We start from the raw sequence: 13549 nt of genomic DNA on the forward strand, positions 1-13549 counted from the left end.
GTGCCATCGACGAAGGCTTATATCGGTCCGGCAGTTGACGTTGGAGTATGTGTTCGAAATCGATCTCGCGGCGCGACTTCGTCCGTGAGAAACCGACCCTGTCGGGAGTGAGTTCGAAGTGACGTCCGCGCTCGAATCCGATTCGGAGGCCGATGGCGACGCGGAGCGGACGGGTCGCTCCCGCGGCGAGATCGACGACGCAGAGCGCGATCCGCAGCCGCACACGATCCGTCTCGAACTCGCCGACGAACCGGGACAGCTGCTCGCCGCGTTGGAACCGATCTCGGAGAACGGCGGCAATCTGCTGTCGATCTTCCACGAGCGCGGAAACGTCACGCCACGCGGGCGGATCCCCGTCGAGGTCGACGTCGAGGCCACGCCGAACCGCTTCGACGCCATCGTCGAGGCGCTTCGCGAGGAGGGCGTCAATGTCGTCCAAGCGGGGGCGGAACACTACGCCGAGGAGGTCGTCGTGCTCCTCGTCGGTCACCTCGTCGACACCGATCTCTCCGATACGCTCCGCCGGGTCGAGCAGAACCCCGCGACCTCGATCGCAGACTTCTCGCTGAACGCGCCCGAGGGACGGAGCGATACGTCGAGCGCGCGTCTGCGCATCGCGACGCGGGCCGGTGAGACGGCCGCGGCGCTCGAACTGGTCCACGAGATCGCAGAGGAGAAAGACATCCACGTCGTCGAACCCCTCGCGGGTGGTGCGGTATGAGCGACGGCAAGCGGCTCGCCGTCCTGGGCGCGGGCGCGGTCGGCAGTTCCGTCGTCGACCTCGCGGCGGAGTACGGCCACTCGGTCGTCGCGTTCGCCGACTCCTCCTCTGCGAGTATCGACGCCGACGGCATCGACGTCGCGGCGGCGTTGGAACGGAAGCAGGCCGATGGGGTCGTCGGCGACGACGATCCCGGCGCGGCGCTCGACGCCGAGTACGACGTCCTGGTCGAGGCGACGCCGACGACACTCGGGGACGCCGAGCCAGGGTTTTCGCACCTCGAGACCGCGCTGGAGCGCGATCGACACGTCGTCCTCGCGAACAAGGGCCCCGTCGCGGAGCGCTACGGCGACGTCCGCGCGCTGGAGCGCGAGAGCGAGGGAGAAGTCCGCTTCGAGGCCACGGTGGGCGGGGCGATCCCGATCGTCTCGACGGTCGAGGACCTCTCTCCGTCTCACGTCACCGCCGCGCGCGGCGTGCTCAACGGGACGGCGAACTTCATCCTCTCGCGGATGGCCGCCGAGGGGATCGACTACGAGCACGTCCTCGCGGAGGCGCAGGATCTCGGCGTCGCGGAGGCCGATCCGACGTTCGACGTGGAGGGGACCGACGCGGCGCTGAAGTGCGTCATCCTCGCGAACGTGCTCTCGGAGGGCGAACGGGAGTTCACCCTCTCGGGCGCCGACGTCGAAGGGATCACGAACGTTCCCGGCAGCGCGCTCGAACTCGCCGCCGAGGACGGCCGGACGATCAGACTCGTCGGCGAGGCGACACGAGAGGGGATTCGCGTCGGGCCGCGACTCGTTCCGGAGAACGCCGCGCTCGCGGTGACGGGAACCCAGAACATCGTCCAGTTGGAGACCACGAACGCGGGGCAATTGAACCTCAGCGGTCGCGGCGCGGGCGGCCCTGAGACGGCTTCAGCGGTTCTCGGCGACGTGGGACGGCTCGACTGAGGTTGCGACAACGGTGCGTCGGTGGCCGGTTACCGTCGGGTTTCGCCCCATATCCACCGTGGTAGATGCTCCCACAAACCGCGATACGACGGCGTTTCGGCCGTCTACGTATCGAAATGGTTTTAGGGCTTTCTGGCCAAAGAAGCCGGTACAGAGCGCCTTAGCGCGTGACCCACACTATGAGTGACAAACCGCACCAGAACTTGGCCATTATCGGCCACGTCGACCACGGAAAGAGTACGCTGGTCGGGCGACTCCTGTTCGAGACAGGATCCGTCCCCGAGCACGTAATCGAGCAGCACCGAGAGGAAGCCGAAGAGAAGGGCAAGGGTGGATTCGAGTTCGCCTACGTCATGGACAACCTCGCCGAAGAGCGCGAGCGTGGTGTTACCATTGACATCGCCCACCAAGAGTTCGACACCGACGACTACTACTTCACCATCGTCGACTGTCCGGGCCACCGTGACTTCGTGAAGAATATGATCACGGGTGCCTCGCAGGCTGACAACGCGGTCCTCGTCGTCGCCGCCGACGACGGTGTCGCGCCCCAGACCCGCGAGCACGTGTTCCTCGCCCGCACGCTCGGTATCAACGAGCTCATCATCGGCGTCAACAAGATGGACCTCGTCGACTACAGCGAGGACACCTACACCGACGTCAAAGAGGAGGTCAACCAGCTCCTCAAGCAGGTTCAGTTCAACTCCGACGACGCGCTGTACATCCCGATCTCGGCCTTCGAGGGCGACAACATCGCCGAAGAGTCCGAGAACACGTCGTGGTACGACGGCCCGACCCTGCTGGAAGCGCTCAACGGTCTGCCGGAGCCGCAGCCGCCGACGGACGCGCCGCTGCGCCTGCCGATCCAGGACGTCTACACTATCTCCGGTATCGGGACGGTCCCGGTTGGACGTATCGAGACGGGTACGATGAGCCCCGGCGACAACGTCTCCTTCCAGCCGTCGGACGTCGGCGGCGAGGTCAAGACCGTCGAGATGCACCACGAGGAAGTGCCGCAGGCCGGACCCGGTGACAACGTCGGGTTCAACGTCCGCGGAATCGGCAAGGACGACATCCGCCGCGGCGACGTCTGTGGCCCCGCCGACGACCCGCCGTCGGTCGCCGAGACGTTCAAAGCGCAGATCGTCGTGATGCAGCACCCGTCGGTCATCACCGCGGGCTACACGCCGGTCTTCCACGCCCACACGGCGCAGGTCGCCTGTACGATCGAATCGATCGATCAGAAGCTCGACCCCGCCTCGGGTGAAGTCGCCGAGGAGAACCCCGACTTCATCCAGTCCGGCGACGCAGCGGTCGTCACCGTGCGCCCGCAGAAGCCGCTCAGCATCGAGCCGTCTGGCGACATCCCCGAGCTCGGGTCCTTCGCTGTCCGCGACATGGGTCAGACCATCGCGGCCGGAAAGGTCCTCGAGGTCAACGAGCGATAGATGCAGCAGGCACGCGTCCGCCTCGCCGGAACGAGCCCGGACGACCTCGACGACATCTGCGACGATGTCCGCGAGATCGCGAACAAGACGGGGGTCAACCTCAGCGGACCGATCCCGCTGCCGACGAAGACGCTCGAAGTGCCCTCGCGGAAGTCCCCCGACGGAGAGGGGACGGCCACCTGGGAGCACTGGGAGATGCGCGTCCACAAGCGTCTCATCGACATCGACGCCGACGAACGCGCGCTCCGGCAGCTGATGCGGATTCAGGTGCCGAACGACGTCAGCATCGAGATCGTCCTCGAAGACTGACGGATCGGATCCGTTCCGATCGCACGACGCCCCCTTTCGACCCGACGTCGCGGTCTCGCGACTGCATTCGGGTGTGGCGCTAAGGCGTCGCCGTCATCGTGACGTCCCTTCGCGGTGGTGTGATCATCACCCACAGAGCGGACGAAACAGAAGGTACAAATGACGTGCCGCCTTCAAACGTAATGCGGGCTCGTAGATCAGTGGCAGATCGCTTCCTTCGCAAGGAAGAGGCCCGGGGTTCAAATCCCCGCGAGTCCATTTCCTTCCGCTCGTTTCACTCGTTCCAGTCAATAGACTCGTTTGCCCCCGCTCGCTTCGCTCGCGGGGACCCCGCGAGTCCAACTCCCCTTTCCGTTATCCCGAATACGTGGCTCTGTTGAAACCCTCTTCTGTAGATGTATTCTCGTCTGAGACAGCCGGTTGCTGGAGAGTGTTTATTGATCACGCTGGCTGTTCTGTAACTCACGCGCGTGTTCGTTGACTTTTTCGAGTTCACGCACTACTTCATCGTCTCGGCCCCCGTGGCCGACGCGAACCGACAAGTCCAGTGGTGATGGAATAAACCGACTATTGCTGTCGGTCTCTCCCTCCTCGTCTCTGTTGCCCATCAGTGTAAGGAACACGTCCCAGAGACTGCGGATCATACTCGTTACGACATTCTCCTAGCCGATAAGTGTTCAGACTGCACTGAACGATTGAGCGTGGAAAACGATCAACTACTGAGGATTTCAACAGAGCCGAATACGTAGGCTTTCCCCTCTTAGCCGCTTCGAACGGTATTTCTCGGAAAAATAAATTCCGACGTAATCGTAACGAAATCGAAGGTATTCAACGACGCCACGCGGTACGATGTCGGCGGCGCGATGCCGTCGATTCGTCTGACGAATTATTTATTATCACTGGCAATACTTTTTCGACGAGACAGTACCAATGACAGATTCACAGAACACCCGCCGATCCTTCATTCGCAGCGCAGCGTTCGGTCTGGGACTCGGCGCGCTCGCAACGCCGGTTGCCGGACGAAAATCGGGACAAAGCGAGCGAACGTCGCTCGTGGACGGCCCGGCTGAGTACCGGATTTACATCGCAGAGAGCGATTCGAGGTCCGAAAGCCCCAACACACCGGCCGAGTTCGACTATCCAAACGACCCGGTGCTCGCTTCCGAAGACCCCGCCGACGGCGGGCTCTTCGACGCCTCGGCGATCGAAAAGACGCCGAACGGCGAGACGCTCCATCACTCGCTGCAGTTCTTCCAAGGCCTGTTGATGCGGAAAGAGCGCGGCAAGCCGTACGTGATGGTTCATCAGGGCGACGGGCGGTTCGTTTCGAAGGGCCAAAGCGTGAACTTCGAGGCGCGAACGACAGCGGAGTTGGAAACGCTGTTCGAGCAGGCGGGGTTCGACTCCGGCCTGACGGTCACCGAGCCGTTCGCCACGCTGGCGGGCGGTCGCTGGCGCGCTATCGCGCGCGACATCGTGCAGTTCCTCGGCGATCCGGAGACGAGCCAAATCATCGCGTGGTCGCTGACGCGCGTCGACTTCTTCACTCGTGGACGCGGGCGACCGTCGCACGAGCTCTCGGCGCTCTACGCCATCTATCCCAATGTGGACGAGGACGGAAACTCCGTGTCTGCAAACCCGAGAAATCCGGAAATCACTCCGATGCCGGGGCCGACGCGGGACGCCGGAGAAGCGCTCATTGCTGAGGGGCGACCGAACCTCGGCGGCCAGTGAACAGAGTCCAGGGACCGAAGGCTACGGTCGCCATATTCGTCCAGAGGCGACGACCGTTCAGTGCGTCCGGAAGCTACGGCCGTCCGACGCGCTCGTGTCGCTGCCAGAGGTAGTAGCCGCCAGCGGGAACTGAGAACACCCACACCAGAGGGATCAGTACGTTGAGCAGGTGGACGACGCCGACTGCCGTCCACAGTGTTCGGTTCGGCTCCCACCCGACGTCGCTCTCGTTGATTGCCCGCGCGTCGAGGTACAGCGAGAGGCTGAACACGGGGATGAGCAGGACGCCGAGAATTAGCGCGAGGACGAGGACGAACGGGAGCAGTGCGGCGAACGCCGGAACCGTCTCGTAGAGGAAGGCCGCGTTCTCCTGTACGCCGATGAGCGTGAGGACGACCGGAGCCGAGACGAGCACCACGGCGTACGTCGCGACCGTGAGCGCGACGCCGTAGTACCACCGGGAAACGCGCGGTCGCTGTGTACCAGTCTCGTGGTCCGCATCCTCGCGGTGGTCGGCGGCGGTGGAGTCCGTGTCGCGTTCGTTCGTCTCCCCGTCGCGTTGGTACCAGCCGTCGCCGTCGTACACGTCGCTTGCGGCGTGAGTGGACGCGTTCGTGGAACGCCATCGCCGAAGTAAGTACGCCGATCCGACGAAGACCAGCAACGGCGAGTCGACGAGCGCGAACCCCGCAACCGGAACGGCGATGCCGACGGCACCCCAGAGCCGGTAGTTCGGCGACCACGACTCCCCGCTTGCGGCGACAGCGCGCGCGTCGAAATACAGCGACACTGCGAACACGGGGATCAAGACCATACTCAGCAGGACGAACACCGCGGGGAGGAAATCGAGAGCGGTCGGAGACGCGCCGGAATCCAGATCCACCAGCTCGAGGCCGAGCCAACCGACGATCTCGAGCAGCGGAGGGAGGGCGACGCCGACCCACCAATCTGAGTCGACCATACGCTCTCAGCACGCGCTACCCGTAGAATATTTTCGGTCGACACGGTAGATCGCTCCGCCGAGTAGACGGAACACCGGTCTGCGACTGGCGTCCGTGAAAACCGTTCTCGGTTGGACCCGGGGAAGTCACCGCAGACGTCAGCGGTAGGCTCGTTTCATCGAGCGCGCTCTTCAACTCTGCACCAAAGTTCGAGCGCTCCCTCCAAGTACGTCCAGCATTCCGCAGTCGAGTGCAAGAAGGGAGAGTCGATTCCGTTTGAATGCCGTTTCGTCGCCTACGATCCGAAGGAACCCGGGTCGAACGGTAGCGCTACCCTTTGTTGTCCGAGGCGAAAATTCAGTGAAGCTTACTCTCGGATAGCGCTTCGCTAGCCGCGTCACCCAGCAGCCAGAGGAACACTAGTTATAATTATGATAATATTCACAGACGATGCTCTATCTTCATTTGAGTACACTCAAACGGGAGTAGAAGTACATTCACCTTTATTCAGAATGCGTCCTTCTAACAATACTGTTCTGAGACTTGTCACTATTTGCAATGCCAGTATCGAACACGACACGCCGACGAGTGCTGCAGGGTACGGGAGCGATCGGCCTCGCAGGCCTTGGAAGCACAGTCGTCACCGCGCAGACCGAAGACGGCGAGAGCACCGCGCAGAACGGAGATGGTGAGAGCACCGCGATACGCGTTGCCCACGCGTCACCAGACGCACCAACCGTCGACGTCCGCCTGCGCAGTACAAACGGTGATGAGATGGCGAGCGATGAAAACGAAACTGAGGCTGAGGCCGGTACTGAGACCGAAGACGGCCAAGGCGACGCCGTCGCGACGATCGAAGGTCTCGAATACGCCGACGTGAGCGAGTACAACGAGATCGATCCGGGGTCTTATCAGGTAGAGATTGTGCCCGCAGAGGGCGGGCTATTCGAAGGTGGTATCGAGGACCTCTTCGGCAACGGCGAGGAGGACGAGACAGTCCTCTTCGAGGAGCAGCTAGACGTTGAAGAGGGAACGACGTACACGGTGGTCGCCTTCGGCGAGGTTGCGCAGGGGCCCGTCTCCGCCGATGGTGCCGGGACGGGTACCGGGATGGCGGACAACGAGACCGACACTGACGGAGCCAGCGAGGATCCCGGCGGTGTCGAGGCAGACGAGAGTGAGTCCACTGGCGGCGTCGACCAAGACGACACCGCGACTGACGGGCTCGCCGATGCTCAGACGGAGGGCGCGCAGACGGAGCCGCTCGTTTCGGAACTGGCGTTCGGTGAATACGAGTCCGTGGAGCTCGACGCCGAAAATTATACGCTGGTATTCCGCCGCGAAGACGCCAGCGAGACGGGTGTCGGAACCGAAGCGGATAGCGGCGGTGAAGAGATCGAAGGCGAAGACGATATCGGCACCGAGACGGACGACATCAGTGACGACGAGACCTCCGTCACCGCGGGCGGCGCTGACACCGAGGAAGGGCTGACCACTCAAGGCGGTGGCTCCGACACCGGGTTCCAAGTCTCTGTCCTCGAGGACGACCTCAGCGACCCGGGCGAAGAGACCGCTAGGTTGCGCGTGTTCCACGCGGTTCCTGATGTCGACACAGTGAGCGTCTCTCGGGTTGCCGAACCGACCGGAGGCGAAGGCGGCGTCGATACCCAGACGGATGACGGCCTCGGCGATACTCAGACGGACGACGGTCTCGGCGATACCCAGACGGACGACGGTCTCGGCGACGCCGAAACCGAAGACGGAGACCTCGGCGGTAACGGCACCGAAGACGGCGGTATCAGTTCGACGGACGAGGACCTCCGTCCGTTCCAGTTCTCCGCCGAGACCAACACGGTCTACAGTGGCTTCGCGGTGGGATACTTTGATCCCGAGGCGGCCGCCGCTGGTGACGCCCAAGACGGAGGCGACAACGAGACCGGAAACGGGGCGGTCTCCGAGGAGGTCGAAAACCGAGAGTTCGAGTTCGTCACCGTGGAGGACGCGCGGGAGGGGGAACGAACCAATAGCTCCGGAGAGGCCCTCTCCCTGCCACCGCTGGCCGAATAACCCGGTCTGTGAGCGGTGACCGGCTTCTGATCGCGCTTTTTTCGTTCGATCTCGACGCGGTGGAGACGCTTCTCCCGAAGGTCATCTATCAAACGGCCACCGTCGTCGCGGTGTACCGTCGTCGCCGAGTAGCGTATCGTCGTAAACGAACCGAAGGAACCCGAGCCGCTCCGGTGTACGCTGCTGTCGTCACAGCACAGCCGCCGCTTCGGACGAAACTGACGTAAAAACCGTTGTGGGACCGCTAGCTGAGACTAGGTGACGATCACGCGACGTTGAAGCCCTTGTCGCGGAGGAAGTCCTCGACGCGACCGGTGTGGTTCCCCTGGAGTTCGATCGAGCCGTCCTCGACGGTGCCACCGCAGGCGAACTTCGACTTCAGATCCGAGGACAGACTGTCCATATCTACGTCCTTGGGGTCGAACCCTTCGATGACCGTTACCTCTTTTCCGTAGCGGCGCTCGTCGATGCGGATAGTGATCTCCTGGGACTCTTTGGCGACGTCCTCGCAGACGCAAAGCTCCTCAGGGAGTCCGCACGTCGAGCAGACTTCCGACATTACAACCCGAACCTACAGGATGGGGATATTAAACAGTATCGGGAACCCAACGCGACCGCACGGCCGCTTCGGGGTCGGTTTCGCTTCGGTCGAACCGGAGGGTTGTCTGACCGGATCTACTGCGCGTCGGAACCGCGCTCCGACGAATCCGCCCTGTGAGCGACTGAGCGCGGCTCACCGCAGCCACCGCCGGACCGGCGTCGAGTCGCGGACCAGTCGGTCGACAGTCTCCACGGCCTCCGCGGCGTCCGTCGCGTCGACGCCGTCACCGTACCGCACCCGCTCGTACAGTTCGACCACCCGGCGGGCGTTCGCCTCCGCGCGCGAGTCCTCCATCGGCAACGAATCGACGTAGGCTCGCGGCGTCTCGCCGGGTTCCCTCGGCCGATACCCCTGCGCGAGGAGCACCGAGAGACGCCGGTGGGCGCGCGCGACGTCAGTCTCGGGGTCGGTCCGTCGTTGGAACTGAATCGAGAGCAGCCGGATCGCTCGCGTCGTCACACTACTGTGGCGCGCACCGGCACCGACGCCCACGAGCGCGACGAGCGCGACAATGATCGTCCGCCGCGGGGGGAGCTCCGGAAGCGGAGACGAGCCATCGCCCGACGGCCCCGGCGTCGGCGCACCGGCGTTCGGTCCCCCCGCTGGCGAATCCGTCGTATTCGCCGAATCCGCGGTGGTGATGCCACCGGGCGTCGACTGACCGTCCGTCTCAGGAGTGGTGTTTTGCGTACCGCTGTCCGACGGTACTGGCGTTTCGTTCGACTCCGAGAGGTCGCCGTCAGCCGCGCCGTTCTCCCGCGCGTCGGCGATCCGCGCGTTCTCGGCGCTCTCTCGCGGACCCGACGGCGTGGGGTCGAACCGGACCCACCCGACGTCCGGGAAGTACACCTCGACCCACGCGTGCGAGTTGAGACCCCGGACGACGTAGCTGTCGTTTTCGAGGGCCTCGCCGGACGTGTAGCCAGTGGCGAACCGCGCCGGGACGCCCTGCGAGCGGAGCATCACCACCATCGTCGTCGCGTAATACGTGCAGTAGCCCGCGTCCATCTCGAAGAGGAACGCGTCGGCGACGTCGCCGCTCGGCGCGGGCACGTCGAGCGAGTACTCCCGATTCGATTCGAGGTGCTCCTCGATCGCGACGGCCTTGTCGTACGGCGTCTCCGCGTCTCCGGCGACGGCCTCAGAGCGGTCACGGACCCGTTCGGTCGTGCTCTCCGGTAGTTGGAGGTACGAGTCGGTCACGTGGTCGGGATATCCGGTGCCCGCGGTTCGGAGCTGTTCGGTCGTCGCGTTCGGCACACGGCTGGTGACCGTGTACTGGTCTCCGGCGAGGAGCGTCGTCTCCGGTCTGATCGTCCCCTGCGGCGTCACGGTCGTCTCGGCTGCCACCTCGCCGTCGACGGCGATGGGCTTCCACGCCGCCGGGAGGATCGAGACCGCGCTCTCTGCGGTCACCGTCTGTTCGAGTTCGCTCGACGGACCCGGCGGCCCCTGAAGCCGTCCGTCGTACGGGCGCGTGTTTCCGGTTCGAACCCACCCGTCACCCGTATAGCGGTCGTACGCGCCCGTCTGCCAGTACTCCCCGCGCGGACTTTCAACGGTGAACCTGACCTCCGGCGAGAGGCGAATACTTCCGACGATGTCGACGTCGTCCCCCGCGTCGACGAGGCTCGCTTCGACGGTCGGCGAGTCCCGGTCCGGCAGCACCGGCGATCCGGCCGCGCCCGGCAGGACCGAGGCCGTCGCCGAGACGACGATCATCGCAGCGAGCAGCGCCGTCAACACGTCGGCCTGCCGGAACCCGGTGCCGTGTCGCTCGACCGTGGCGGCCGCCACAGTCACTGTCGCCCCGAGGACGCCGAGCAGCGTCGTGAGCCCGGTCGCGTCGCCGGTCAGCACCACCAGCGCGAGCGCGACGCTTCCCGCCGCCGCGGCCGCGACGTACCGCCGCCTGACCGCGAGGTACCACGAGAGGAACACCGGCCCGGGGACGATCGCGACCGCCCACACGCCCGCGCCGACGAGCCGAAGGATCGACAGCCCGGTCAACAGCGCGACAGTATCAGAGACAGCGCGTTCCGGCGTCAACAACTGTACTTGGCTCTGCGGCAGCGCTCCCAGATAGCCCACCAATCCCAACACGAGCAAGACAGAGGTGAGGCCGAGCGCGATCCGTATGCCGACGAACCGACCGACGACCACGGCGAGCGCCAGCGATCCGGCGACGACGGCGACGAACTCGGTGCCCCCGCCGACGACGTCCGTGATCTCCCACAGGACGCTCGCGTACGAGGCCGTCAGCGCGAACAGGCCCACGAGCGCGAACGCGCGAGCGCGGTCGACGCGACGGATCCGTCCGAGGCTGAACGTCCCCACTCGCGAATCGTCGCTCACGTCGACGGTCGGGGCCGACTCCGAATCGGAACTCATCTCTGCACCTCCCCGCGACGCTCCGACGGGTCGTCACCGACAGCGCGGTCGTCGGCCGCGAGTCGATCGAACTCGCGGGTTCGCTCGGCGAAACGGACCCGAACTGCCTCGTCGGTCGCCACGATTCGAACGTCGGCGTCGGTCGACGCTACCGCGCCACCGGTCGCGGTCGCGAGGTGTTCGAGCAGGGGGCGCGTCCGTCCCGGTGCCGCCTCGACGCTTCCCGACGGCGTGTGCAGCGTGACCGCCGATCCCTCATCGAGGAGTGCCAGACACAGCGTCGCGGCCGCCGTCGCCATCGCGTCGGCCGCTTTGAGACCGGGGTCCCCCTCGTCACGAGAGTCTACCTGATCAGGGGAATCTCTCTCGCCCTCCAACGACCCATCCGGAGAACCCGTCCGGTCGATCGACGCGGTCTCGGCCGCAACCGTGACATATTCGATATCTGCCGGGGCGGTGAACTCGCGGACGACCAACTCGGTTCGCTTCGCGGACGACTTCCAGTGGACGTCCCTGAGTGAGTCGCCGGGAACGTACTCCCGAAGCGTGTCGAACTCGTCCCGACCGCCCGGTTCGCGGCTGCGAGTCACCGTTCTGATCTCGCCTCGTATCGCCCCAGAGAGCGGTTTTACGGGGGGATACACCACGATCGTCTCCCGGCTGTCGATCTCGTAGGTCCGCTCGACGAGCCCCAGGAGGTCGGTGACGGCGACCGACGCGGGACCGATCTCGTGTCGCCCGCGGCGGCGTCGCTCGATCGCGTACTCGACCGTATCGCCGTCGGCCGTCGTATCGACGACCGCCTCCGACGCGGTCGATGAGCCCGCGCTGACGATGCCGGTCGGGAGTCGGTCCCGAACCGTGACCGGATACGGCCGAGGCGCGGAGAGCCGGAGCTCGACGACGTCGGTCGTTCCCGGTTCCTCCGGTTTCGGGAGCCGCCGTTCGAGTTCCGGGGGCGAGGTGCGCCAGACGTAGACGGCTCCGGCGAGGAGGGCGACCGCCCCGGGGAGTACGACCGCGTCGAGCGTCCGCGGTCCGAATAGGGTCCCGGCCGCGAACGCGGCGATCAGCACCGCGAGGAGCGCGTATCCGCGTCGCGTCAGCCGGATCCTCGGGCTCATCGCTCCGGGTCGACGCCTCGGCTCACTCCACGGCGACCTCCTCGAGCGCCCGGTCGACGATCGATCCGCCGTCGACGTCGCTGTCGGTTCGGATCCGGTGGCTCAGCACCGTCGGTGCCTCGGTCTGGACGTCGTCGGGGATGACGTACCCGCGACCCTCGAAGACGGCACGCGCCTGTGCGGATCGGAGGAGCGCGATGGTCCCGCGCGGGCTCACGCCCAATCGCGCGTGCTCTCGCGTGTAGCCCGCCAGCCGCGACACGTACGCGCGGACCGGCTCGCGAACGGTGACACCGGAGACGGTCTCGCGGGCGCGGCGGACGTCCTCGACGGTGGCCACGGATTCGAGCGATTCGATCGGGTGTTCGCCCGCGACGCGCCCGAGCAGTTCGGTCTCCTCGGCTTCGGTCGGGTACCCCAGCCTGATCTTCTTGGTGAAGCGGTCGATCTCCGCTACCGGAAGCTCGTAGGTCCGCCCCGGTTCAACGTCGTTCTGCGTGGCGATCACCGTGAACGGGTCGGGAACCGCGTGGGTCTCGCCGTCGACGGTCACCTGCTGTTCGGCCATCACCTCGAGCAGCGCCGCCTGCGTCTTCGGCGGCGCGCGGTTGATCTCGTCGCCGAGGACGACGTTCGCGAAGATCGGCCCGGGCTGGAACTCGAACTCGCGAGTCTTCTCGTTGAACACGCTCACGCCGGTCACGTCGGCGGGGAGGAGATCGGGCGTGAACTGCACGCGGCTGAACGAGCACTCCAGCGACGTCGCCACCGCGCGCGCCAGCATCGTCTTTCCGACGCCCGGAACGTCTTCGAGGAGGAGGTTCCCGCGGGCGAAGAGCGCGATGAGAATGTGTTCGATCGCGTCCCGGTGGCCGACGATGACGCGCTCGACGTTGTCGACGATTCTCGTCGTCAGTTTGGCGGCGTTGTCGACGTCGAGCGGGTCGAGAGACGTCTCCGCCGGACCGGACTCCGTGATGGCATCTGCGTCTGTCATTGATGGAGGCCCTGCGTGCACGAGTCGGGGCTGTCGCCACTCCCCGAACGCACTGTTATGAATCTATACCGACTGCGTCCACCTAACTCTGCTGGGGACTCCGCAACCGGTCGCGCCGAGGAGTGCGGGCGCGGAACCGAACGCGGGCCGTCGATGGGGGTGGAACCAAACGCGGTCCGTCGACGGGGCAGCGTGAGAGCCGTCGCGTTCCTCCGCCCGGGCCCGTCGCGTGGTCGTGTTTAGTTAAGGATGAAGAGTGAGGC

Annotated in this window: 12 protein-coding genes and 1 tRNA gene; 7 read left to right on the top strand and 6 right to left on the bottom strand. The window is 65.2% G+C overall.

Features of this window, described 5'->3' with window-relative positions; all coding sequences use genetic code 11:
* Window positions 1-118 precede the first annotated feature (118 nt).
* From FJT57_RS09355 to FJT57_RS09375, 5 genes are all read left to right on the top strand, one after another.
* On the top strand, window positions 119-721 hold the full coding sequence (locus tag FJT57_RS09355; RefSeq protein WP_394348807.1) for an amino acid-binding protein: 603 nt from the start codon (window positions 119-121) through the stop codon (window positions 719-721).
* Window positions 718-1677 carry a homoserine dehydrogenase gene (locus FJT57_RS09360; RefSeq protein ID WP_144904414.1) on the top strand — a complete coding sequence of 320 codons (960 nt, stop codon included), beginning with the start codon at window positions 718-720 and terminating at the stop codon, window positions 1675-1677. The genes FJT57_RS09355 and FJT57_RS09360 overlap by 4 nt, the downstream gene beginning before the upstream one ends.
* A gap of 179 nt (window positions 1678-1856) precedes the next feature.
* Window positions 1857-3122, top strand: a complete 1266-nt coding sequence (tuf, locus tag FJT57_RS09365; RefSeq protein WP_144904416.1) for a translation elongation factor EF-1 subunit alpha — start codon at window positions 1857-1859, stop codon at window positions 3120-3122.
* On the top strand, window positions 3123-3431 hold the full coding sequence (rpsJ, locus tag FJT57_RS09370) for a 30S ribosomal protein S10 (protein WP_144904418.1): 309 nt from the start codon (window positions 3123-3125) through the stop codon (window positions 3429-3431). It begins immediately after the preceding gene.
* A 186-nt stretch (window positions 3432-3617) separates the two neighbouring features.
* A tRNA-Ala gene (locus FJT57_RS09375) sits at window positions 3618-3689 on the top strand.
* A 176-nt stretch (window positions 3690-3865) separates the two neighbouring features.
* Here FJT57_RS09375 and FJT57_RS09380 read toward each other — a convergent pair.
* The gene (locus FJT57_RS09380; protein ID WP_144904420.1) at window positions 3866-4075 is read right to left on the bottom strand and encodes a hypothetical protein; all 210 of its coding nucleotides are present in this window, start codon (window positions 4073-4075) and stop codon (window positions 3866-3868) included.
* A gap of 286 nt (window positions 4076-4361) precedes the next feature.
* Here FJT57_RS09380 and FJT57_RS09385 point away from each other — a divergent pair, with 286 nt between their 5' ends.
* Entirely contained in the window at window positions 4362-5165 is an 804-nt protein-coding gene (locus FJT57_RS09385) for a hypothetical protein (RefSeq protein ID WP_144904422.1), read from the top strand.
* 73 nt (window positions 5166-5238) lie between these two features.
* Here FJT57_RS09385 and FJT57_RS09390 read toward each other — a convergent pair whose 3' ends face one another.
* Entirely contained in the window at window positions 5239-6126 is an 888-nt protein-coding gene (locus FJT57_RS09390; RefSeq protein ID WP_144904424.1) for a hypothetical protein, read from the bottom strand.
* A 538-nt stretch (window positions 6127-6664) separates the two neighbouring features.
* Here FJT57_RS09390 and FJT57_RS09395 point away from each other — a divergent pair.
* Window positions 6665-8173 (top strand): DUF4397 domain-containing protein, encoded by a 1509-nt coding sequence (locus tag FJT57_RS09395; protein WP_144904426.1) that lies wholly within the window; start codon window positions 6665-6667, stop codon window positions 8171-8173.
* 265 nt (window positions 8174-8438) lie between these two features.
* Here the strand turns inward: FJT57_RS09395 and yciH are convergent, their stop codons facing one another.
* The 4 genes from yciH to FJT57_RS09415 all read right to left on the bottom strand — a co-directional run bounded on the left by yciH (window position 8439) and on the right by FJT57_RS09415 (window position 13286).
* Complete coding sequence (gene yciH / locus FJT57_RS09400) at window positions 8439-8732, bottom strand: stress response translation initiation inhibitor YciH (RefSeq protein WP_049985144.1); 294 nt, start codon at window positions 8730-8732, stop codon at window positions 8439-8441.
* A 174-nt stretch (window positions 8733-8906) separates the two neighbouring features.
* Entirely contained in the window at window positions 8907-11165 is a 2259-nt protein-coding gene (locus FJT57_RS09405; protein ID WP_144904428.1) for a transglutaminaseTgpA domain-containing protein, read from the bottom strand.
* Window positions 11162-12289 carry a DUF58 domain-containing protein gene (locus tag FJT57_RS09410; protein ID WP_238993953.1) on the bottom strand — a complete coding sequence of 376 codons (1128 nt, stop codon included), beginning with the start codon at window positions 12287-12289 and terminating at the stop codon, window positions 11162-11164. Before FJT57_RS09410 ends, FJT57_RS09405 begins: the two co-directional genes overlap by 4 nt.
* A 22-nt stretch (window positions 12290-12311) precedes the next feature.
* Window positions 12312-13286 carry an AAA family ATPase gene (locus FJT57_RS09415; protein ID WP_144904430.1) on the bottom strand — a complete coding sequence of 325 codons (975 nt, stop codon included), beginning with the start codon at window positions 13284-13286 and terminating at the stop codon, window positions 12312-12314.
* Window positions 13287-13549 lie beyond the last annotated feature (263 nt).

It is taken from the genome of Halobellus captivus (genome assembly GCF_007655485.1).
GTDB lineage: Archaea > Halobacteriota > Halobacteria > Halobacteriales > Haloferacaceae > Haloquadratum > Haloquadratum captivum.